This window comes from Bacteroides reticulotermitis JCM 10512 (assembly GCF_000517545.1).
Classification (GTDB): Bacteria; Bacteroidota; Bacteroidia; order Bacteroidales; family Bacteroidaceae; genus Bacteroides; species Bacteroides reticulotermitis.
Genome location: NZ_BAIV01000001.1, coordinates 247,492 through 270,264, shown reverse-complemented (window position 1 = coordinate 270,264; position 22,773 = coordinate 247,492). Strand labels below are relative to the sequence as shown.

The 22,773-nt window shown below is 42.8% G+C and carries 15 protein-coding genes, 6 tRNA genes and 1 pseudogene; 9 read left to right on the top strand and 13 right to left on the bottom strand.

What is annotated here, in order from left to right; translation table 11 throughout:
* Positions 1 to 127 precede the first annotated feature (127 nt).
* From JCM10512_RS00985 to JCM10512_RS00975, 3 genes are all read right to left on the bottom strand, one after another.
* Positions 128 to 1,438 carry an Mfa1 family fimbria major subunit gene (locus JCM10512_RS00985; protein WP_044159521.1) on the bottom strand — a complete coding sequence of 437 codons (1,311 nt, stop codon included), beginning with the start codon at positions 1,436 to 1,438 and terminating at the stop codon, positions 128 to 130.
* Positions 1,439 to 1,500: 62 nt separating this feature from the next.
* Positions 1,501 to 2,961 carry a DUF3868 domain-containing protein gene (locus JCM10512_RS00980; RefSeq protein ID WP_081741184.1) on the bottom strand — a complete coding sequence of 487 codons (1,461 nt, stop codon included), beginning with the start codon at positions 2,959 to 2,961 and terminating at the stop codon, positions 1,501 to 1,503.
* An 8-nt stretch (positions 2,962 to 2,969) separates the two neighbouring features.
* Positions 2,970 to 3,590 carry a DUF3575 domain-containing protein gene (locus tag JCM10512_RS00975; protein ID WP_081741183.1) on the bottom strand — a complete coding sequence of 207 codons (621 nt, stop codon included), beginning with the start codon at positions 3,588 to 3,590 and terminating at the stop codon, positions 2,970 to 2,972.
* A gap of 456 nt (positions 3,591 to 4,046) precedes the next feature.
* Between JCM10512_RS00975 and JCM10512_RS00970 the strand changes: the two genes are divergently transcribed.
* Positions 4,047 to 4,925, top strand: a complete 879-nt coding sequence (locus JCM10512_RS00970) for a helix-turn-helix transcriptional regulator (protein WP_044159516.1) — start codon at positions 4,047 to 4,049, stop codon at positions 4,923 to 4,925.
* 183 nt (positions 4,926 to 5,108) lie between these two features.
* Here the strand turns inward: JCM10512_RS00970 and JCM10512_RS00965 are convergent, their stop codons facing one another.
* Positions 5,109 to 5,972 carry a helix-turn-helix domain-containing protein gene (locus JCM10512_RS00965; protein ID WP_158332162.1) on the bottom strand — a complete coding sequence of 288 codons (864 nt, stop codon included), beginning with the start codon at positions 5,970 to 5,972 and terminating at the stop codon, positions 5,109 to 5,111.
* 147 nt (positions 5,973 to 6,119) lie between these two features.
* Here JCM10512_RS00965 and JCM10512_RS00960 point away from each other — a divergent pair, with 147 nt between their 5' ends.
* Entirely contained in the window at positions 6,120 to 6,863 is a 744-nt protein-coding gene (locus tag JCM10512_RS00960; RefSeq protein WP_044159510.1) for a DUF169 domain-containing protein, read from the top strand.
* Positions 6,864 to 7,004: 141 nt separating this feature from the next.
* Here JCM10512_RS00960 and rbp read toward each other — a convergent pair whose 3' ends face one another.
* A complete protein-coding gene (gene rbp / locus JCM10512_RS00955; RefSeq protein ID WP_044159508.1) occupies positions 7,005 to 7,250 on the bottom strand; it encodes an RNA-binding regulator in 246 nt (81 codons plus the stop codon).
* A 391-nt stretch (positions 7,251 to 7,641) separates the two neighbouring features.
* Here rbp and JCM10512_RS00950 point away from each other — a divergent pair, with 391 nt between their 5' ends.
* The 6 genes and pseudogenes from JCM10512_RS00950 to hemG all read left to right on the top strand — a co-directional run bounded on the left by JCM10512_RS00950 (position 7,642) and on the right by hemG (position 16,703).
* Positions 7,642 to 8,448 carry a patatin-like phospholipase family protein gene (locus JCM10512_RS00950; protein WP_044159505.1) on the top strand — a complete coding sequence of 269 codons (807 nt, stop codon included), beginning with the start codon at positions 7,642 to 7,644 and terminating at the stop codon, positions 8,446 to 8,448.
* Positions 8,449 to 8,474: 26 nt separating this feature from the next.
* Positions 8,475 to 10,208 carry an alpha-amylase family protein gene (locus JCM10512_RS00945; RefSeq protein ID WP_044159501.1) on the top strand — a complete coding sequence of 578 codons (1,734 nt, stop codon included), beginning with the start codon at positions 8,475 to 8,477 and terminating at the stop codon, positions 10,206 to 10,208.
* Between the two features lie 168 nt (positions 10,209 to 10,376).
* Entirely contained in the window at positions 10,377 to 12,419 is a 2,043-nt protein-coding gene (locus JCM10512_RS00940; RefSeq protein WP_044159498.1) for a TonB-dependent receptor, read from the top strand.
* Positions 12,420 to 12,502: 83 nt separating this feature from the next.
* Positions 12,503 to 13,804: an MFS transporter gene (locus JCM10512_RS00935; protein WP_081741181.1), complete on the top strand. Its 1,302-nt coding sequence runs from the start codon at positions 12,503 to 12,505 to the stop codon at positions 13,802 to 13,804.
* An 82-nt stretch (positions 13,805 to 13,886) separates the two neighbouring features.
* A pseudogene (gene hemN, locus JCM10512_RS00930) lies at positions 13,887 to 15,259 on the top strand (oxygen-independent coproporphyrinogen III oxidase).
* 82 nt (positions 15,260 to 15,341) lie between these two features.
* Positions 15,342 to 16,703 (top strand): protoporphyrinogen oxidase, encoded by a 1,362-nt coding sequence (gene hemG / locus JCM10512_RS00925; RefSeq protein ID WP_044159492.1) that lies wholly within the window; start codon positions 15,342 to 15,344, stop codon positions 16,701 to 16,703.
* Positions 16,704 to 16,827: 124 nt separating this feature from the next.
* Here hemG and JCM10512_RS00920 read toward each other — a convergent pair.
* The 7 genes from JCM10512_RS00920 to nspC form a co-directional block, all read right to left on the bottom strand.
* Positions 16,828 to 16,903, bottom strand: a tRNA-Gly gene (locus tag JCM10512_RS00920).
* Between the two features lie 27 nt (positions 16,904 to 16,930).
* Positions 16,931 to 17,012 (bottom strand) — tRNA-Leu (locus JCM10512_RS00915).
* A gap of 35 nt (positions 17,013 to 17,047) precedes the next feature.
* A tRNA-Gly gene (locus JCM10512_RS00910) sits at positions 17,048 to 17,120 on the bottom strand.
* A 20-nt stretch (positions 17,121 to 17,140) separates the two neighbouring features.
* Positions 17,141 to 17,224 (bottom strand) — tRNA-Leu (locus tag JCM10512_RS00905).
* 24 nt (positions 17,225 to 17,248) lie between these two features.
* Positions 17,249 to 17,330, bottom strand: a tRNA-Leu gene (locus tag JCM10512_RS00900).
* Between the two features lie 32 nt (positions 17,331 to 17,362).
* A tRNA-Gly gene (locus JCM10512_RS00895) sits at positions 17,363 to 17,435 on the bottom strand.
* 115 nt (positions 17,436 to 17,550) lie between these two features.
* Complete coding sequence (nspC, locus tag JCM10512_RS00890; protein ID WP_044159489.1) at positions 17,551 to 18,690, bottom strand: carboxynorspermidine decarboxylase; 1,140 nt, start codon at positions 18,688 to 18,690, stop codon at positions 17,551 to 17,553.
* A 170-nt stretch (positions 18,691 to 18,860) separates the two neighbouring features.
* Here nspC and JCM10512_RS00885 point away from each other — a divergent pair, with 170 nt between their 5' ends.
* Positions 18,861 to 19,415, top strand: a complete 555-nt coding sequence (locus JCM10512_RS00885) for an NAD(P)H-dependent oxidoreductase (protein ID WP_044159486.1) — start codon at positions 18,861 to 18,863, stop codon at positions 19,413 to 19,415.
* Positions 19,416 to 19,517: 102 nt separating this feature from the next.
* Here JCM10512_RS00885 and JCM10512_RS00880 read toward each other — a convergent pair whose 3' ends face one another.
* On the bottom strand, positions 19,518 to 22,742 hold the full coding sequence (locus JCM10512_RS00880; protein ID WP_394354185.1) for an efflux RND transporter permease subunit: 3,225 nt from the start codon (positions 22,740 to 22,742) through the stop codon (positions 19,518 to 19,520).
* Positions 22,743 to 22,773: the final 31 nt, after the last annotated feature.

Sequence of the window (22,773 nt, the reverse complement as noted above, 5' to 3'; positions counted from 1 at the left end):
TTATTTTGTATCGTTTTTAAATATCCGTTCAAAGACGGATTATCAGGCAGCAGATTATTACAGGGAAGAGAGAACTTTCCCTTCCCTGCAGTAATCTTTCTTGCTATCTATCTGTCAGTCTATGATTTTATTGAGGAATTAGACTAACGTTCTCACTCTCCAGATTCCAAGGACTAACCTTAACCTCTACTTTGATTTTAGTTGTTAGGTCAATCGGATTAGTTGGTACTTTAGGACCTTCCGTTGAATCTCCCAAGCCCATAATCTCATCAATAATAACTTGGTAGAAGTCATTACGGAATATATCGTAATTCTTAGCCTTGTTCACATAAACGGTATAGTAGCAAGTACCACTCGTATATTCCACTATATTGGCAGCAGGTATCAAGTACTCAGTGGCATAGGCATCGGCTTCCGTTACTGTTTTGAAGTACAGGTTGCCTGTAGTTGTTTTAATGCACCAGAATTTTCCGTTTGTACCATGAGGCGTTTCTTTATTCCAGTTACCGGTTGTTCCGGTAACTACATTGGTCGGAGCGAATTTCGCGCTAACGCTAACATAAGTCAGGTTACCGGCTAGTACGTTGTCATTCGTGTTTTCCGGAGCATACTTTGCAACCAGCGTATTTATTAGTGTAATACCGGAAGCATTCACTGCAGAGTAGTCGGCAACTGCGGGAGTAGCGGTCAGCCCGTCACCCGGAGTTGAGGGAGCCGCATAGTTAGGGTCTTCAATGGTAGTCCCTACTTTCTTCTGTGCAGCATACGTTGATTTATTCACCTGCCCCAGTGCAAACTGCAAATCACTCAGTGTTCCGCCATCAACATTTGCCAAAGCCAAATTAGCTTTCTCTTCCACCGTAATTTTAGAGGCAAATCGTTTTACATCTACCGTAATGGCATTGGCAGCCGGCATACTTCCCGTCACACCATCCCAAGCAATGAAAGTTGCACTATTCACATCGCTACCCATCGCGAAATTATTGTTGGTAGCAATATCAGCAACTGTGATTGCTTGGGCTACGGAAGTAAGAGCAGCGAGCGTCTTATTAGTCGTAGACAAGCTCGTTCTAATTTCACCAGGAAGGTTAATTCCTACATAAATCTGCTTGGCACCCGAAGTTGTTTCCATCAGTTGGGTTGTTTCCCAAACACCTGATCCCGGAGTTGTTTCAGCAAACGTAGAGAACTGATGGTGGTTTTTCAGGAAGCCACCGGAATTGTAGATAAACACATCAACTGTGTTGATCGTAGATTCTTCCGTAGTACCCGTATGCGAAGTAGCATACGTAGAGGGAGAACTGAATTTGATGCTGGCATACGTTTTAACTCCTTCTTTGGAGGTGTCATCTACGACATCACTTTCATTCGAACAACTGCTTAAACCCATTGTAAGGGCAGCAGCCATCATCATTACATACTTGAAATTTGCTTTCATTCTTTGTTGTTTTTAATTAATAATTAATATAGCGTTATCGCTTTTCGTGTTTTATCTATGATTTACCGACGCTTGGTGTAGCGTTCCATCTTCAGATTATCGGCACGCTTCGTCTGCACTTCCTCTTTGTTAAGGGTAGCTTCTTCGCTCCCTGCCTGCTGCGCTCGTTCGAAACAGGCTTCGGCTTTGTCGAGATCACCTTCCAATAGGTGGAGTACACCTTGGTTATTGATTGTTTGCGCACTGTCGCCCGCCTTTTCGAGATAGCGGGAAGCGGTGGTCAGTTCTCCGTTTTCCAGAAACACAACGGCTGCATTGTTGTTGGCGGCAGCGTCTTCACCGTAGTAGCGCAGAATCAGTTCCGTGAAGACAGTTGCATAAACCGGATTTGCTTTATCCAACGACTGGGCCAGCGTATAAAGTTCCAGATGTGATAAGTCCTCGGGACGGGAGTCCAGCAGTTTACTACTTTCCTCTACACTGTAATCCTTGACTGTATAGTCGATTTGGTATTCAACCCGGCGTAGCTCGGGAAACACATCTTTAAAAAGTGTCCGGTATGGTATACCTCCCTTGAAGCGTTTAAGCAGAACTTCTTTCTTGTCGGGTTCCTGCTCGGAATTGATAATCGCCAGAAGCTGTTCGGCATCGGGGTAGTCGCCCGCACCGACCAAAGCGGCTAATCCTTCCCAGTCCTCAGCTACCGAACTGATTCGGAAGAGGGATTCATCCAACGAGAATTTCGTGCGAATATATTCTTTCAAAGCAGTGGCTCGTTCACGGGATAGTCGTTCGTTTAAGGCGTACCGACTTTCGGGTGAAGCGAAGCCTTCTACATAGAGTCCTTTCAACTCGGCATCTTGATGGTTAATCACTTCCCCAACAGCATCCTCGATCTTCTGCAACTCCTGCGGGTTACGGCGGTATGTAGGCAAGATAACCGAACGGCCTGCCGGGAAGTCTAGGAATGCTTTACCCTGACGACTGCGACGCTTTTCTTCCTTCTGTGGTGTTATTAAGGCAAAACGAGGACAAACAGCATAGGGAAGTTTCTTTTCCAATTCCACTTGATCCCTCAGCTGATAGTGCGTGATCAACTTATGTCCCCGATAGCCCGACACTTCCTGCCGAATACACAGTCGCGCGGAATCCATCCAGAGTTGATAAGGAATACGCACTTCGTAGTTGTTAGCTGGCAGACTCGAAGCCTGTTGCTCAAGTTTGCGATTATGCTGATAGCGCTTAAGCACTTTATTCTTATTCTTACCCAGAACAGTCATGTGTGGCAGCCGAAGAATCGAATCACCCGCCTGAATCATTGGAACGATGTGCAGCCCCTGTCCACTTTCCACACTGTGGGGAGGCAGTTGTAATTGATAGCTCATATGCAGGCTATCGCTCTTCTCCCTAAATTGGAGAAATTTCACGCGGACCACCTCCTGAGAAAAACAGCTTGTTGTCCCCAACAACAGCAGTCCACAGAGTAGCGTGAATGGTATATGATCTCTTTTAATCCCTTTCATATAGATCTTTACTTAATAATATAGATTAGTGAAACGCCCAATTTGGTAGGGCCGAAATAATGTTTGTTGTTCTTGTTTAGCTTTTTGCCACAGGTATGACACTCGTAGCGGGAATAGTCCAAATACATATAACCCAGTCCCAGTGAGGCTTCCATGCTCCAACGAGGAGAGAGTAACCATTGATAACCGTAGGCAACACCCACTCCATACCCATTCCCCTGAAGGCGGTGATCTTTCAGATCCGAAAAGATATTCAGCGGAAGATTCAGGTTACCCACATTGAAGTTTGTATAGTTTACGTGAGCACCCAGAAAGTGTCCGTTAAAAGGTTCATGCACCCAATAGCGAAGTTCCGATTGAACTTGGAAGTGTTTGAGTTTGCGGTTATCCGAGAAAGTCCACGGATTGTAGTTAGCCGACAGATCCAGCGTCAGATAGTCTGACAAGCGGAACTCGGCACCCAGGTTAAAAGTTCCCGTCAGATCGGTAAGCAGATTTGTTTTCAACGCTACCGCAGGCAATGACTCCCCACCCGGCAAGTTTTCGGTTGTAAAGTCCGGTTGCTGAGCATGCAGCAGCAGTGGTGAAGCGAGAAACAACAGTACTAGTTTTGCTAATAGTTTATTCATTCAATCTAATTTTAAGGGTATCAGATACAGGAGAAAACGCCTAATATCCGTGCAAAAAGAATGGTACATTATGAAATGTCATCTATATATGCTTACTTTACCCATTTGTTTTAATATCTCTTTTCTAGGGAAGAGAGTTAAACCTCACAAAAGCCATTTAAAGGCCTTTTCTTAACTTCAATAAATTCACGCATATCTTTTCTGACACTTGCAGAGTGTCAGAGGGGGTTTTAGCATAATCACAGAATACTGACATACAGCACATTACATGATCAAATAATGACTCAAAAAACGACTTGTGAAACATTTGTGAAACATTATTTGAGAGGTCAGCTAAAAAAGAGGCCGGAAGAGACTGGCTACTAGCGTAGTAGTAACAGTTATCGAGAAAAACCCCAAGCAAATTTGTGAAACATTTGTAAAACATTGACTTAACAATCTTATTATTAATTAGATATGAAGAATAGAAGTGAATTCGCACATAAACTGTGCGCCAATTGTCGCAAGACAGGAAAAGCGGCAGTTGAAGTAGTGAAAATGGTAAAAGGAAAATCAGAGGTTGCAAACCTTATATTTCACAAAATTATATTTATAGCGGAAGGAAGCTTAAAACTTTCTTATAAGGATGAACCGGACTACCAAACCGCAAAAGGAAGGATGCTTTTTCTGGTTGCCGGAAGTCGATGCTCATACAAGGCAATAGAAAATACCACAGTTGTTTTCTTTAGGATTCAAGCACCGATTAATTTATGCAGGGACTTCTCACTGGAAGACTTATATACAAGAATGAATAGGAAGAGAAAAGACACCTACAAACCGGAGCACAACAACTTCGGAGAGTTGGACATTAGGTCTCAGATAGAGCAACTGATGGATGATATTAGTCAATCGGTCGGGAGTGGATTAAACTGCCACTACTGGCTTGAAATAAAGGTTAAGGAGTTCTTCTTACTACTTAGAATCAGTTATACCCAGGAGGAGATCTATGAGTTTCTATACCCTATACTAAGCAATGACATAGCCTTCTCCGAACAGATAAGACTTCATTGGAAGAAGTTTCAAACAGCGGCTGAGTTGGCAGCATTCCTGAACCTGACAAGCAAAAGGTTTACCGCACAGTTTACCGCTGTATTTGGGTTGACACCCTATCAATGGATGTTGCAGGAGAGAGCACGTAGTGTCTTGTTTGAAATCAAATCAACCGGAAAGCAGTTTAAAGAGATAGCCTTGGAAAACGGGTTCTCATCGGAATCATCCTTCACACGCTTCTGTAGAAAGGAATTTAACAAAACACCCACGCAAATAAGGTTGGATAAGTTGGAAGGAGAAGCCTGAATGTAAAACAAACGGCGATTAATGACAAATGCAAATCGAAGACTACACCCTATCTTTGCACCCAGAAATTTTAAGAAGTTCATGGCGACCTCTGACACTCTGCAAGTGTCAGATCATATATATCCGTCTAGTTACATGCTTTTGCAAAGGTAAAAAATATAATCGAAACTTGACTTTTTTTATTTAGAACCCCTTTACACTAATTAATTGTATTCGCTTGACGGACTTTTTATATTCGGAAGGATAAATGCCTGTATGACGCTTAAAGAAACGACTTAAATAGGACTGATCAGGGAAATGCAGTTGGTCGGCTATTTGAGTTATGGTTAAATCGGTAGAAGCTAATAACGATTTAACTTTGAATATCAATTGTTTATCAATAAGCTGTTTAGGAGTTTGTTCGGGAGCGTTTTCTCTAACAATTTGCGAGAGATAGCGCTTACTGATACACAACCGGGATGCATAAAATTGCAGATCGTGCTCTTGTTCACAGAAATTATAGATGTCGGCAATAAATCTGCGATACATATATTCCCGGTTAACGTATGCATTCAAACTCGATTTTAGAAAAGGACTGATATAATCAAAAAGATAAAGTATGTAGTTCAATGCAAAGTTCTTGATACGGGTTGAAGCTGTTTGCAAACTTCTTTCCAGATACAGTAATTGGGCCATATCCATGGATACACGCACAAATTGCAATGAAAGAGCTTCCGACGAATGAATATAAGCTGGAATTTTAGTTAAGAAATCGACGAATGCCGGGGGAATGCTTGGTATGATCTCTTCATACAACGCATAAGAAATGCTCCACATCCGAACGCTAAAGTCATCGCTTGCGTTGACAAGAAGGATGGAAGATCCATTTAAAAACATAGTGGTTGCATTCTGTACTAACTCAAGCGTTTCGATCCCTGTCACGATTGTGGCTTTCCCCTGAGTGCAAAGCATTACAACGCACCCGGATATAGACATAGGAGTACTTGTTAGATTATGCAGATCAGTGTCAGCATATACGAAGCTAGAAGTCTGAATTGTTGTTTCCATAACTGCAAATGACATACAAATATACGATAATAACGCAATAACTCCATAAGAGTTCCTGATATGAAATATTCTACTGAACTAATGAAATGAAGACATCAGAGGATTAGCCGTATGTTTGCATATAGTATGAACATTAACTAATGGATTATGAATAAAGACTTTAAGCAACAGTTGTTGGAAAGATGGAGTTTGTATTTTCCTGAGACGTCTCTTCCTATAGGCGTATTTTACTCAGACGATTTATGTGAAGCAACCTATGCAAAGACACCATCAGCTAATTCGCGCGGCTATACATGTATTTTTGCACAGATGGCACGTGTGCATTTAGGACATAGCCTAGCTTTTGACACGGAGAACTTGGGATGTTTTGGTTCTATGCAAACTTTGTTCGGCGGACCTTATCATGAAGAGAAAACAGTGAAGTTGCTGTGTGAGATCGAACATTTCAAAAAGAACAGGGAGCAGGTTAATGCCATGCACCAAATTAATCCGAAAGCTGAGCCAACCGGACGCTATATCATCTTTAAACCCTTCGACAAACTAACAGAAGAGGATAAGCCTGCTATCTATTGCGTGTTTGCCAAACCTGATGTAATCGCCGCACTACACGGATTAAGTTGCTATGATGACACGCGTGTAGACAGTGTTATTGTACCTTTTGGAGCCGGGTGTGAAGGGCTGATCTCGTTTGCTTTTTCCGAAGCTAAGAAATCACAACCACGTGCAGTTATCGGTGGAATGGACACAGCGATGCGCAACTGCATAAAAGCGGAATTATTAACTTTCTCTGTTCCGTCTATGCGCTTCGAGCAAATGGTGGAGAACATGGACAGTTCTTTTCTGAATACTTATATCTGGAGTGGACTGAAACCAAGGTTAATGAGAAAATAATGCGCACTTATTTTCAATACATATAAAACGCTGGGAAGAACGATCCTCATTCGATAGATCTCCATCCGTTTGAACACAAAAAAAGGATGTATTTTCATACACCCTTTTTTGTAATTTCATCGGCTATAGTAACTTAGTCAATTACTTTTTCGGCAATGCTTCTTTAACAACCATCGGACGACCTACATATTCTGCACCGTTCAATTCTTTGATAGCATTAGCTGCTTCAGCATCGTCCGGCATTTCAACAAATGCAAATCCTTTTGATCTTCTAGTTTCACGATCTGTAATAAGTTTCACAGAAGCAACTGTTCCGTATTCTTCCATTACATTTTTCAAATCTACTTCCTTAACATTGTAGTTAAGATTTCCAACGTACAAATTCATAAAATCAAATATAAATAATTAATAATCTCAATAACAAAGTTTCTTGGAAGTTCTTAATCAGAGATGGATATGCTCAATTAAATGAGAAGATTCACTTGAAATAATCAAATCGTAATAAACCTTTTATTGTTTAATGCGCAAATAAAAGCATTATCCGCCGATAAGCAATTATCTTTTGTTATTTTTCTTTCAGAAAATATCATTTTTTATGAAATTAGAGCAATCGTTGACATTCATGTTTCAAATATGTGATTTCTCTAACCCCGAAGTCTATGTCTCACAAGCTTCTATATTGACCATAAATTTGCAGATACCGATGTTTTTTTACTTGTATCAATCTCTACCTCCAATAAATTCACTAAATTCGTGGCGAACTAAATGAAATAAGACAATGGAGGTTAAAATAGACAACTGGAATAACCGAAGGTATCAGATAGGATATGCTTTAAGTGGTGGATTCATTAAAGGATTCGCTCACTTGGGAGTGATGCAGGCATTGCTGGAGCATGACATCAAACCGGACATTATATCAGGAGTCAGTGCCGGGGCCCTAGCTGGTGTATTCTATGCCGACGGAAATGAACCGCATAAAGTGCTTGATTATTTTACAGGACATAAGTTTCAAGACCTAACGAAATTGGTTATTCCCAAAAAAGGATTATTCGAACTAAGCGAGTTTGTCGATTTCTTAAGAACGAACCTGAAAGCTCAGAAGTTGGAAGAGTTGCAAATTCCATTAATAATCACTGCCACAGACCTCGATCATGGACGCATGGTGCATTTTCATCGGGGAAGTATAGCCGAACGTGTTGCCGCATCATGCTGTATGCCGGTACTTTTTGCACCTGTAAATATAGAAGGTTCGCATTATGTAGACGGCGGACTGATGATGAATCTTCCCGTTTCGAGCATTCGGAGAATATGCGACAAAGTGGTGGCTGTCAATGTAAGCCCTATCATGGCGGAAGACTATAAAATGAATATCGTCAACATAGCGCTACGCTCTTTCCATTTTATGTTCCGCGCCAATACATTTCCCGAAAGAGAAAAAGCCGACTTACTGATTGAGCCGTACAATCTTTATGGATACAGTAATACCGAACTAGAGAAAGCTGAAGAGATATTCGAACAGGGATATAAAACTGCAAGTGAGATTATAGACAATCTCTTGATTGAAAGAGGGAAAGTCTGGAAATAACCAAAACGATAAATATAGAAACAGATATGAATGAGAAGAATAAAATAATTATCTATCAAGTATTTACCCGCTTGTTTGGAAACAACAACAACCATTGCAGCTACAACGGAGATATTGGCGTAAACGGTTGTGGTAAGATGGCAGACTTTACGGCCAAAGCTCTGGGAGAAATCAAAAAACTCGGAACAACACATATATGGTATACCGGCATCATCGAGCATGCTACGCAGACGGATTATCGCCGATACAATATACAGCCCGATCATCCCGCCATTGTGAAAGGAAAAGCCGGGTCACCGTATGCGATCAAAGATTATTATGATATAGACCCGGATATCGCGACTGATGTTCCGGGACGTATGAGAGAGTTTGAAAATCTGGTACAACGCACGCATCGTGCCGGACTCCAAGTGATTATCGACTTTGTGCCCAACCACGTTGCACGTCAGTATCGCTCGGACGTACAACCGGATGGGACCACTGACCTAGGTGCAAACGATGACCCAAGCCAGCCATTCAGTCCCTACAATAACTTTTACTATATCCCTCAGTCCGAACTTCACGGCTTGTTTGATATGAAAGGCAGTGCCGCAGAACCTTATCGGGAGTTTCCGGCTAAGGCTACCGGTAACAACCGGTTCGATGCGACTCCAAATATAAACGATTGGTACGAGACAGTTAAACTTAATTACGGGGTTGACTACCAGAACGGGGGAACTTGCCACTTCTCTCCCACTCCGGACACGTGGTTCAAAATGCTCGACATACTTTTATTCTGGGCTTCGAAGAAGATTGATGGTTTCCGTTGTGACATGGCGGAGATGGTTCCGGTTGAATTCTGGGAATGGGTAATCCCTCAGGTAAAAGCAGTATATCCGCATGTTCTGTTCATTGCCGAAGTTTACAATCCGGGTGAATATCGGAATTATCTGTTCCGTGGGAAGTTTGACTATCTGTACGATAAGGTCGGACTATACGATACCTTACGGAATGTTATCTGCGGCAACGAATCGGCCACAATGATCAGCCGCTGCTGGCAGAACTTGAATGGGATAGAAAAGAGGATGCTCAATTTCCTTGAGAATCATGACGAACAACGCATAGCCTCTGATTTCTTTGCCGGAGATCCCCGGAAAGCTATTCCGGGACTGATTATCTCCGCTTGCATGAATACCAATCCGATGATGATTTACTTCGGACAGGAGTTCGGTGAAATGGGTATGGACAGTGAAGGATTCAGCGGACGAGACGGACGAACAACGATCTTTGATTATTGGAGTGTAGATACGATTCGTCGCTGGCGAAACGGTGGTAAGTTTGATGGCAAAATGCTGTCGGAAGAGTATAAAAGGATTTATGAAGTCTACAAAAAGGTACTCACGCTGTGTAACGAGGAGCATGCCATCACCGAGGGAGTATTCTTTGATTTGATGTACGCCAATCAAAACGGTTGGAAGTTCAATGAACATAAGCAATACGTTTTCTTGCGAAAGTATAAGAACGAACTTCTTCTAATCGCTGTCAACTTCGATCATCAGTTGGTGGATGTGGCAATCAATATCCCTTCGCACGCCTTCGACTTTCTGCAGATTCCTCAATCTGACGCGTATAAAGCGACTGACTTGCTAAGTGGTTTGCAGGAAACAATTACTCTGCTGCCTTACAAAGCAACCGATTTGTCAATTGGCGCTCATAGCGGAAAGATATTAAAGGTTTCTTTAGCTCAGCCAGAGAAAGAGGTCAACGAAGCCGGACACTAAGAAATACAGCATTTAATAAGTGGCTGCCCAACCTTTTTGGGGTAGCCACTTTCAAAACATTCCATAAAGAGATTGATCGAATAAAGTCGTATGATATCCTCATAAATGAGGATTGTCACATAAATCGAAACTCGCTACTTTTGCAAGCAAAAATAATAAAGAAAGATAATGAGGTATTATTTATTGCTTACCGTCCTGATGTCCGCCAAAGCAAGTTTTGCAGCCGTATCCATTCCAGATTCCATTACACACAGATCCGTAACACTGGATGAAGTTGTGGTAACTTCATATAAAGAACAGAAGGGTTTTAAAGAAATCCCGGCCTCGGTATCCATCTTATCAATCGGCGAACTAAGGAAAAGTAACATTACCGATTTTAAAGAAATCAGCTCCTATATACCCAACTTATATTTTCCTGACTATGGTTCCAAGCTGACCTCTCCCCTATATATTCGAGGAATAGGCTCGAAGCTTACTCCATCGGTGGGACTGTACATCGATGGGATACCGTTTTTCGAGAAGTCGGTATTCGACTTCGATATGAATGAAGTGAGCCGCATTGAAGTGCTACGAGGTCCACAAGGTACGCTTTACGGGCGGAACACCATGGGCGGAATTATCAATGTGTACACCAAGAACCCCTTGAATTATACGGGTTTCAACTACCGCCAGACTGTAGCAAACTATGGTCAGACGGATTTCTCCGGAGCGTATTACGGACGAATATCCGAAAAGGTAGGCTACTCCGTTTCATCCAAATACAAACATAATGATGGTTTCTTCACGAACCTGCATACCGGAGATAAGGTTGACCGCTCCAATCATATAGCCGCCAAAGGTAAATTACAGTGGCGAGCAACGAATGGACTGGAAGGTTTATTAGCCATAAATTATGAATATACCGATCAAGGGGGATATCCTTACGGGTTGTATGACCAAGATAACGGTGTTATTAATGATGTGGATTATAATGATTACAGTTCGTACCGCCAAGGGGTATTGACCGCCGGGTTGACGCTTAACTATGCTTTCCCCTATTTTATACTTAAATCGGCGACCGGTTACCAGAATCTGGATGACCGCCAAGCGATTGATCAGGACTTCACATCTCAGGCAAATTCATTTGTGATCCAGACTCAACGCCAAAACCAGTTCTCGCAGGAGTTGGAGATGCGTTCGAAAGAGAATGAGAAGTATAGTTGGCTAAATGGAGTCTTCGGTTTCTATAATACTGTAAATCGAAAGGTGTTCTTTACGACACAGAAGGATTTCAAAGAACCGGCTTACGGATTGGCCTTTTATCATCAGTCCACCATGAAAGACCTGTTTATTGAAAAGCTATCGGCCACGTTGGGCGTCCGGCTGGATATTGAAAGAGATAAGCAGGATTATACGCTCTGGAAACTGACAGATTCCGCGAAAGAACTTTCCACCCAATTGAATGACAGCAAAAGTTTTACTCAGTTTACACCGAAACTCTCTTTGCAGTATCAGTTCGATAAAGATAATATGGTATACACCACCGTTACCCGTGGCTATAAGACCGGTGGATTCAATGTTTCCTTCTCCTCCGAAGATGAACGTACATACAATCCCGAATACAGTTGGAATTATGAGGTTGGAGCTAAAGCGTCCGCATTCAACGGAAAACTTCAAGGAGACGTCGCTTTATTCTACATTGATTGGAGACATCAGCAAATCTCACACAAGATTCCCAATGGACAGATTTTGACCAATGCAGGACGCTCATATAGCAAAGGAGTGGAACTTTCGCTCAAAGCGCAACCAATCGAACAACTCCACCTGCAACTTTCTTATGGATACACAGAAGCTAAGTTCAGGGAGTATCTATATAACGATGCTGACTATTCCGGCAATTACACGCCATACATTCCGCGCCAGACTATTATGCTAGGCGGAGATTATGGGTTCAATCTGCATAGCCGCTACATCGATCATCTGCTCTTTTCTGCTCAATATACAGCTATCGGACATCAATATTGGAATGAGGCGAATGCAGTAGGACAAGGCTTTTACGGGACATTAAATGGTAAAGTGTCTGCAACGAAAAAGAACTTCACCGTTGATCTTTGGATAAAAAACGCCACATCCCGTGACTATACCGCTTATTTATTCCAATTGGGAACAAAATATTTTGCGCAGAAAGGGAAACCACTTACTTTTGGAACAACTATTTCATTTACGTTATAAGTGGAAGTTGCCCGAAGTATATATACTAGGTATAAGATCCCAAAGAATGGGTCTCAACTATGTTTTAAACAAATACGCCGATAATGAATTTATCAACACTTATATCCTCTGTCAATAGAGGAAGAGGTAATAAACAAGAGATAGTGAACGAAGAAAATCCGCTAGCGACGACTTCCGAACGTGACGATTCGGGACATAAATTCAAGCTTCTTACTTTCTTCTCGCTCTACATAGCTCAATCGGTGCCGATGAGTCTATTCAGCACCTTGCTACCGGTACTGATGAGAGAGGATAATTTTTCACTGACTTCCATCGGCTTGCTTCAATGTATCAAACTGCCCTGGATCATTAAGTTTCTCTGGGCACCACTCGTAGACCGCAACACCTCGAATCTGAAGACGTATAAGAAATGGATCTTCTGTTCGGAGGCAGTTTACGCGTTCTTAATCCTGGCCATTGCCCTACTCAATCTGAAAACCGATTTCCTACTGATTCTCGTGCTCATCGTATTGTCTTTTGTAGCCTCAGGCACTCAGGACATTGCCACAGATGCACTCACAACTCTCTCTTTCAACCGCAAAGAAAGGAGCCGGGGTAATAGTATGCAAAGTATGGGAAGCTTTGCCGGCTCATTAGTCGGTGGCGGTTTGTTGCTGGTCTTGTATAAATATATAGGATGGACTTCCACGCTTCTGGGATTGTCCGTATTTGTACTCATCATGCTTATCCCACTCTATCAATATAAAGACAAAAGCTTTACGTCACATTCGGGAAGAGTGCCTATTGGCATGAAAGACCTGCTCTCGTTCTTCCGTCAGCGCAGGATCGGTTCGCAATTGACGTTCTTGATTTTATTTAATTCCGGTTTGATCGGCACACTGGCTATGCTCAAACCCTGGTTGGTCGATTTGCATTATCCAATGGCTCACATCGGACTGATGTTCAGTGTTTTCGGCTCGTTATGTGGTTGTATAGGTTCTTATTTCAGTGGCAACATCATCCGTCGTTGGGGAAGAGGAAAAGCAGCAACGCTGTATGCGATATGCATTCTTTTCACCGGGCTTTACTTTGCCGGACTATCTCATTTCGGACTGTTAAGCACAATCAATCTTTATATCGGCATCTTCTTTCTCTGGGGAAGTTACGGACTGGCTACAGTATTGATTTATACTATAGCCATGGATTATGTACGTGTAGGACGTGAAGGGACTGACTTCACCCTCCAGATTGTAGCGTTGCATTTAAGCAGTATGTTGGTGGCCGTAGGAAGTGGCAAACTGGCAGATCATCTGGGTTACACAACTTTATTTGTTGTCGAGTCTCTCTTTGCGCTAGGTTCACTTCTATATGTTTGGTTTTATTTTAAGAAGATGCACCGGGCATAAAGAAAACAAACGATTTTATTTCAAAAACAGATATACAGACTATGCGAATGAGTAGTTTCCATATAAACAAAAGGTTCCAGTCATGAAAGTAGACGATTTAATAGCAAAATATAACTTACCGACTCCCCGATACACGAGCTATCCTCCGGCCAACTATTTCCACGAAAGGTTTACGGAAGAAGATTTCAGAAAGACTATTGCGGCGTCCAATCAATTATCTCCCGAACATCTGTCGTTCTATATTCACATTCCGTTCTGTCCGCAACTCTGCTATTACTGCGGGTGCAATTCTTATCCCATGGAGAAGAAAAATGTGGTGGAAGCTTATATGAATGCTGTAAAAGCTGAGATTAGAACCGTACTTCCACTACTGGATAAGAAGCGAAAAATAGCTCAGATTCACTACGGTGGAGGTACTCCTACCGCTATCCCTTTGCATTTCCTGAAAGAAATCAATGAGATGTTGCTTTCAACATTCGGTTGCATAGATAAACCGGAAATAGCTATTGAATGTCATCCGGGATATCTGACAGCAAAGCATTGGTTGGAATTAGTTGAAGCGGGCTTCAACCGTTGTAGCATCGGCGTACAGGATTTCAATGAGACCGTTCTCAAAATAGCCAACAGACGGCCGTCACTTCTTCCACTTGAAGAGATCATTGAGTTATTGCGTACGAATGATATATCGATTAATATGGATTTCATCTATGGACTTCCCGGTCAGACTGTAGAAAGCTTTTCACAGACCATAAGTCGGGCTGTGGAACTAAAACCCGATCGACTGGTTACCTTTTCCTATGCGCATGTTCCTTGGATCAACAAAAACCAGCTAATTCTGGAAAAAGCGGGACTGCCCAAAACTGAGGATAAAAGTAAAATGTACAGCCATACTGTAGAGACGATGGGTAGCCACGGATATGTACCTATCGGATTGGATCATTTTGTACTACCGAACGACTCGCTGAATATTGCTTTGAGAAACGGTATGCTTCATCGAAACTTCCAAGGATATTGCACCCGCGAAACGACTGGGCAAGTCTATGCTTTCGGAGTAACAGCCATCAGTCAACTGTCAGCCGCATACAGTCAGAATACACGTAGTATCCCACAATATATTGCAGCTGTCAATCAGGGGCTATCCCCGTCATGAGAGGCTATACACTGAATGAAGAAGAACAATTGGCACGTGAGGTTATTACCACGCTGATGTGCAACGAACGTTTGAATTGGGAGGAGTTGGCCAAACATATTGGTATACCGGTCGTCGACATAAAGCAACGATTGACTTATGATGAGTCGAGATTAGAAGATATGGCGAAGGACGGTATCATTACCTATTCTCCCAATGAAATAAAAGTGACTCATACGGGGGCACTCTATGTGCGTAATGTGGCAGCGGTATTCGATCCCTTGATGCATAACGGTGGTGCACAAAATTTCTCCAAACCGGTATAGGGCGAAAAGAGTAGGTATAAGTGTGAAAGGAAGCAGAGAGTGCAATAAAAGATTAGCAGTATTATAAAGAAAAACAAAAGATATGGATAAGAAAGTTGAAGTAGTTGTTATCGGTGCGGGAATTACAGGCTTGATCACCACGTTCCTTTTACAGGAAAAGGGTATTGACGTAGTATTGCTGGAAAAAACGGACCGAGTCGGCGGACAGCTCCATACCATCAACGACGAAAGTTTCTTATTCGAATCGGGACCAAACACCGGCGTTGTATCCAATATAGAAGTATTGGAACTCTTCAGAAAACTAAATGACGAATGTACACTCCAGATTGCACAGCAGGAAGCAAAAGTTAGGTTGATCTGGAAAAACGGACTTTTCCGTCCGCTCCCCAACGGACTTTCAAGTGCCATATCCACCAATTTATTTTCATGGTACGATAAGATCAACATTCTGTTTGAGCCATTCCGCAAGAGAGGTAATGATCCGCTTGAGAGTGTTGCATCGTTGGTAAAACGACGCCTGGGTAAATCGTATCTGAACTATGCGGTAGACCCATTCGTTTCGGGTATTTATGCCGGTGACCCCAACCGACTGGTCACTCGCTTTGCGCTGCCTAAGCTCTACAGGCTAGAACATGAATATGGAAGTTTTATACGCGGTGCGATGAAACGTCGCAAAGCGTTGGCAGAAGAAAAAGAACAAGGCATTTCCAAAGATGTTTTTTCGGTGAAGGGTGGCTTCAACCAATTGGTAGAAGCATTACGTAAACGAATATCGAATGATGCGATCATAACTTCAGCGGGGAACAGTATCGTGGAACCGACTCTTGACGGTTGGTCTACCTCCTTGTCCGCCAGCGGAGATAAGATCTATTCGCAATACGTTATCACTACCGTGCCAGCTTATGCGCTCCCGGACTTACTCCCCTTTGTAGAAGAGGAGGAGATGAAACCCATAGCATCTCTGCACTACGCTCCTGTCATACAGATTGGTGTAGGAATCAAAGACGGTAGTCGTGTTCCCTTGGCATTCGGCGGACTGATACCGTCTGTTGAAAAAGAAAAGCTGCTAGGTATTCTGTTCAACTCTTCATGCTACAGTGACAGAGCGCCTCGCGGAGCAGCATCTCTATCTTTCTTTCTAGGTGGAGTTCAGCATGCCGACCTATTAAACTATTCTGATAATGAACTTTACGAGTTGGTAAAAGAAGCCATGCATACCATGTTGAAGTATCCTAAAGATACCGAGCCTTACAAGTTCCACATTTTCCGACACTCGAAAGCTATTCCTCAATACGAAGCTGATAGTGAAGAACGCCTAAATACAGTGGATAAATTGCAAGAGAGATACAAAGGACTGATCATTGCAGGAGGTTTACGCGACGGTATCGGCCTTGCCGACCGCATCAAACAGGCAACCAAACTAGCCAACTTGCTTAGTAGATAATATCAGATACCATCGTTTACAGGTGATCCGTTTTTCGCAAGTAAGCAATAGTGTGATCGACACGTCAGTATAGTATCGGACAAAAAAAAGGTTGCCTATCGCATACGATGGACAACCTCTTTTATGGAGCGGAAAACGAGACTCGAACTCGCGACCCTAACCTTGGCAAGGTTATGCTCTACCAACTGAGCTATTTCCGCAAACTAAACTTTCACTACCATGAGCAGTGCCCAGAACAGGACTCGAACCTGCATGCCTTGCGACACACGCACCTGAAACGTGCGCGTCTACCAATTCCGCCACCTGGGCAAATCTAGTTGTAATATTTATTTCAAAGGAACAAGAGCGGAAAACGAGACTCGAACTCGCGACCCTAACCTTGGCAAGGTTATGCTCTACCAACTGAGCTATTTCCGCAATTTATCTTTAATGAACCGTGAAGAGAAGGAGACTCGAACTCCCACGACATAACTGTCACTACCCCCTCAAAGTAGCGCGTCTACCAATTCCGCCACCTCTCCAGATCCTAAAGTTTTTAATCTCTGTGCCCAGAACAGGACTCGAACCTGCATGCCTTGCGACACACGCACCTGAAACGTGCGCGTCTACCAATTCCGCCACCTGGGCAAAGATTTATTCCAATATTTCAAAGAAATATGAGCGGAAAACGAGACTCGAACTCGCGACCCTAACCTTGGCAAGGTTATGCTCTACCAACTGAGCTATTTCCGCGTTTTGTTTGCGGTTGCAAAGGTAGACATTTTCTGTAAACCTGCAAACATTATGCACTTTTTTTTTCACAGAGCCTCTATCCGCCTCAACGACCGCCAAACGATCAATTTGATTATCAACTCATTCGATCCCGATAGTCTTCGTAAGAGAATTCCTTAAAGATTTCAGCCTTTCCCTCTTTTGTCCACATAGCAATGCCCGGATGATGAATTCCATTAAACATATTAGTCTTTACTATGGTGTAGTGAATCATGTCTTCGAATACAAGTTGCTCACCAATCTGCAGTTCATGATCAAAACCCCACATTCCCATATAATCGCCACTCAAACAGGAGCTTCCGCCCAGCCGATAAACAAATGCACCTTCATCTCCGATTTCAGCACCGCGTACTACCGGTTGATAAGGCATTTCCAAACAATCGGGCATGTGACAAGTAAAGCTTACGTCCAGAATAGCCGTCTTTATTCCCCTACTCTCTACAACATCCACCACCTGAGAGGTTAAGACGCCCGTTTGCCAAGTAAAAGCGGATCCCGGTTCGAGGATAATCTTCAAATGCGGATAGCGTGCTTTCAGTGCTTTGAGTAAGTTAATCAGATGCTCGGTATCATAATCAGCACGCGTCATAAGATGTCCTCCACCCAGATTGAGCCATTCTATTTGCGGAAACCATCGGGAAAACTTCTCTTCCAAATGTTGCAACGTACGTTCTAGTTCGAACGAAGATGATTCACAGTGACAATGGCAATGAAAGCCACGAATGCCTTCCGGCAAAGTTTCCGGTAGCAGATCGGCCGTCATACCAAAACGGGTTCCAGGTGCACAGGGGTTATATAACTCCGTCTCGACTTCCGAATATTCCGGATTGACACGAATTCCACAAGAGATACCGCTTCCTTCGGTGACAACCTTCGGATAGAAACGTTCATATTGCGAGAAAGAATTGAAGGTGATGTGACTGCTACAACGCATTATCTCCGGGAAATCTTGTTCGGTATAGGCCGGCGAATAAGTGTGTGCTTTGCTTCCGAACTCTTCTAAGGCTAAACGCGCTTCATATACGGAACTTGCCGTAGAATGCCCGATATACTCCCGAAAGATAGGGAATGAACGCCACATGGCAAATGATTTGAAAGCAAGTATTATTTCTACTTCCGCCCGATCGGCTACATTTTTAATTAGGCCCAGATTCTTCCGGAGCAATTCTTCGTCCATTATATAGCACGGTGAAGGAAATTGAGTAAAGTCTATCATATTTCAAGTTTATTATCCAAACGTATTCATTGAATATGCAAAAGTACAAATTCGAAATCAAAGACTTTCGTTTTTATTTTTAATTAAGAAATGGCTTATTTCAAAAATAAATCCTATTTTTACACATTATATCATTTAAGCAGTTATTTCATTCCAAACGTTTGATTAGTATGAATAAAGAATTAAGAAAAGTCGTGATCTTACTGGCCCATCCAAATTTAAAGGACTCATTGGCCAACAAAGCTTTGATTGATACCGTGAAAGACATCGAAGGAGTAGCAGTGTTCAACCTGTACGAACATCAGGAAATAGCTTTCGATATCGACGAATGGAGTAAAGTCATATCTGAGGCTTCTTCAGTCATCTTCCAATTTCCATTTCATTGGATGGCGGCTCCGGCTCTACTTAAAAGATGGCAAGACGAAGTATTCACTTTCCTCTCCAAGACACCGGCAGTAGCAGGAAAGCCCCTACTCGTAGTCACAACGACTGGCTCCGAACATGAAGCCTATCGCAGCGGAGGAAGAAATCGCTTTACCGCCGACGAGCTCTTACGCCCCTACCAAGTGAGCGCAATTCATTCGGGAATGAACTGGCAAACTCCTATCGTGGTTTACGGTATGAGCACCAATGAAGCCGGAAAGAACATTGCCGAAGGAGCCAACTTATATAAGCAAAAAGTCGAAAACCTTGTTGACCACAGCAATGCAGGAAACAATTGGTAATTATAATACGGGAATCTAATTGATTTCCGATGAATCCGACCGACTAACTCATTGCAAGCTAGTCGGTCGGATTTATAGCCTCAGCCGGATAGGAAGCCTATTTTATTTGCGCCGGCAAACATCTTTCTTTCTCAAAGTCAGTATCGGCAAGAAAATAAATACGCCAATAACCGACATGATCAATCCTCCAATCGTACCGGCTGCCAATGGGAACCAGAACCCTTCCTTTTCAGCCCCTATCATAAAAGGTATAAAACCCAAAATAGTAGAAGTGACCGTTAGAAAAATAGGAATTATTTTCGTATTCCAAGCTTTCACATAGGCCTTCACCGAAGCAAGGCGAGGCTGTCTCTTCCGAATCGCATTGTATTCATTCAGAATGTAGATACTTGCATTCACCGTCACTCCACAAAGCAGGATGAATGAGGCGAATCCACCCTGATCGAAATTCAGCCTGAACCAATAGAAGGTTAGAAAGACACCGATATATGATATTGGAATCACAAAAATAATAGCCAACGGCTGCTTTAACGAATTGAAAAGGATACTCGATATCAAGAAAATGATGGCAATTACAATTAGTAGCAGGTAATACTGCTTATTACCTTTACCGCCCCAGTGCCAATTGGCCTTTTCCGATTTAGCAGTATACCCCATTGGCAACAATTCGCTAAGTTCTTCCAAATCCTTCTCTAATAATTTATCACCTTGTTCCGACGAACCGATATATTCATACTGCAAACATAATCGATATTGCTGATTTTCTTTGGATACCTCTTGAGGCATCTGACCTTTCTCCACCTTTGCAAGCTCCGAAAGTTTATAATCTCTTCCGCCTATACGGAGAGCATTATACTGCATAGCCCACACATCCCACTCGTTCGACTGACGAGAGGTGAGTTTAATCTTCTCCGAACCGTTCTCAGTAGCTACCGTCCCGACATTCATATCTCGCCCATATATCGGTCGAAGAGCCGCAAATAGTTGTCCGGCAACAATTCCCTCCTCTGCCATGCGCCTTCGATCCAAATCAAAGTAGAACTCCCGGTAGTCGTCTTTCCACCAAGAGAAGTTCGATCCGATGGCTACTTCTTTAATACGTCGATGCGTCAATAGCTTTTCCTTCAACTTCACAGCCCAACCATAGAGTTCATCATAGTTATAGCCATACATTTTTACCCGGAACGATCCCGCAGTTTCGCGCACATCGTTACTAAAACCCTGATCTTCCAAACCATACACACTCCAGCTACCACCTCCTAACTGCAAAGCTTTACTGGTAATACGTGCTTTCAGCGTATAAGGAAACCCGCTTTGTTGGTGCTCTTTATCAAAATAGATACTAAGGCTTGCTCGCTGCGCACTCTCAACGGATGCTTGAAACTGTTTTATCTCTTTAAACTCACTCAGATAAGCTTCCATTCGTTTGATCAAGGTGTTCATCTGTTCCAACGTACTTCCGTTCGGCAAGTTAGCATTGGCATAAAGTACAACCTCTTCCTTACGACTGAAGTAACTACCCTCATACACCTTTTCGACAAATAGTCGCAGGCTACCTCCTAACGCTTTATCTACAAGGGGCTTGATGCTTTCTTTGTATGTAGAAGTTCCTAACGTGTGATTATAAATTGTTGGCCATGCACCTTCACCTCCCATTTTATCCGGTAATAGAAAAACCGGCAATCCAAATGCCAATAACAACAATACGCAAACCGCTATCCGCCAACGGCAAAGTATTTGTATAAACCATGAGTAAAAACGTGTGAAGTAAACCGGGAAACGCCGTATTTTGTGTCCAATCCTCGAAAATACGCGGAGATGTACCCGTCGCGAGCTTAGGCGGGAAAGATAAGACTTTCGCCTTTCCATTCCCATCTTATCGATCAAAGACGGTACCAGGAATAAAGCGACCAGTAGTGATACGCCCAAGTTGATGATTACCACAGCGGCAAAGTCTTGTAAATTGAGACGTATCTTTTCATCCAGGAAGAAAATGATGACTAAAGCCCCCATTGTGGTTACCGTGGCCGCCAGTATAGACATAAACGCTTTCCGGTTACGACAACGCAAATAGTGATCACTCATCACAATGGTGTTATCGATCACCAGATTGAGTGAGACGGTAATACCGGCTAAAGAATACAGTTGCATTTCGAGTCCGAATGCATAGTAAAAAATAACAGCGATAGCCATATTGATGCTCAAACTACACACAATCAAGAACAGATATTTAGGACTAAAGGTGATCAGCAATACAAATAAAAGCAGAATCACCAACGTAGCACCTGTACGAAGATAGATCTTGCTCAACTCCGCATCGATAAATTCCGTCGCATCATAGCTGGTATGAATCTCATATCCGAAGGGTAAAGTGGCACGCAACGACTCCATAAAATCGGTAATTTGTTTACTCAATGTCAGTTGGTTGGCCGATTCTTCAGCAACAACAGACAAATAGATGGAATTCAGACCGTTGATACGGTAATAACTTTGAGGCTCTTCCTCCGCTCGTGAAACTTTGACCAATTCATCCAAGCGGATTATCCGTCCGTCCTTTATTTTAACTTGTATTTGACCGGCATCAAAGAGCCTGTCATTTTTTTCGGGCACTAAAGCCAATCGTATCCACTCCTTCTCACCGGACATCTGTTCTACGTCGTATGTACCCAGAAACTCCTTTTGATAATGTAATCGGATGGCTTGCTGAACTTCACCGGTAGTTACGCCTAAGGTCTGCAATTGGTCGTAATCATATTCCAGTTGCCACTCCATCGGAGTAGCTCCGCTTAGGTTTATCTTATAGATTCCCGGAATTTGTGCCAAACGTGTCTTGATATGCTCTTCCGCATATTCCTGAATCAGATAAGGCGTAGACGGTGCATTAATTGTGAACGATATAAAGGGCTTTTGGCTCTTCTGATCCGAACTTTTCATCTGGATATACGGATAGCTAACTCCATCGGGCAGCTCCGACCAAGTTTGTCGGATAATAGCTGAAGCCTCGAAACGAGCAACAGCCAAGTCGGCATGTTTATCTAAATTCACATTGATACTGCCCCACCCATTGCCCGACGTAGAGGAGATCTGCCGAACTCCTTTGACTCTGGCAAGCATGGATTCCAATTTGCTGGTAGCCTCCATCTCTACTACTCGTGCCGAAGTACCGTGCATGCTAAAGTGGACAGAGAACCCGGGAAGATTCCGTGACGGATTTAATTTCACCGGTAGCAACGGAACAAGAACTAACCCAACCAATGCCACACAGATAAAGGCTACAATTAGTGTAAATGCAGAGGCTTTTGAAGTTCCTTTTATATTCGAATCCATTTTCATTCTTTATTCATTGCATATAGTGTAT